Here is a 796-nt window from a genome sequence, read left to right as displayed (position 1 = left end):
GCTGCCAAAGAATCGCTCAACAACGGCATTATCCCAACACGCCCCCACATCACCCATGCTGGCTCGGATACCATAGCTCAATAGCAGCCTACCGAATTGCTTACTGGTATATTGCGAGCCTCGGTCACTGTGGAATACCAGCCCTCGCGCTGGTTGTCGCAGGTTGTAGGCTTTTATTAATGCCTTAGATATCAAATCTGTGGTCATGCGTTTATCTATGTGCCATCCCACAATCCGGCGTGAATATAAATCCATCACCACTGCCAAATACATCCAGCCTTCACCCGTCTTTAAATAGGTCACGTCACCCGCCCAGACCTGATTAGCCGATACTGGATTAAAGTTCATGTTTAACAGGTTATCTGCCACTGCATCTGAGTGTTTCCGCTGCGTAGTCACCTTGTAAGCACGTCGTTGGGTTGCTTTGAGTCGAAGGCGGTGCATAATTTTACGAACGAGATAGCGACCAACCTGGTAGCCTTCCTTGCGCAATTTTTTCACCATTTCACGATTCCCTAAGCTGCCTCGACTTTGCTTAAATAGCTGTCGAACAAGGCGATAAAGCTTCAGTGTTTCAAGGCTTATCACGTTTGCAGGGCGCTTATGCCAATCGTAATAACCTGATTTACTTACACTCATTACTCGACATAACAGTGCTACAGGAAACAGGTTGGATTGCCGTTTGATGAAACGAAATTTTACTTCATTTCTTTCGCAAAGAAGGCGCTGGCCTTTTTTAGAATTTCTTTCTCCATTCGTAATCCTTTGTTTTCTCTACGTAATCGCTTTAGCTCAT

The 796-nt window shown here is 45.6% G+C and carries 1 pseudogene; it reads right to left on the bottom strand.

Annotated features, from left to right (window positions below):
* Positions 1-796, bottom strand: a pseudogene (locus Q4Q52_RS22165) (IS3 family transposase); the annotation flags it as partial.

Origin of the sequence: Shewanella sp. SP1S2-4 (genome assembly GCF_031932075.1) — a bacterium.
Taxonomy (GTDB): domain Bacteria; phylum Pseudomonadota; class Gammaproteobacteria; order Enterobacterales; family Shewanellaceae; genus Shewanella; species Shewanella baltica.
The sequence above is the reverse complement of the archived record's forward strand: the minus strand, read 5'-3'. Positions and strand labels throughout refer to the sequence as shown.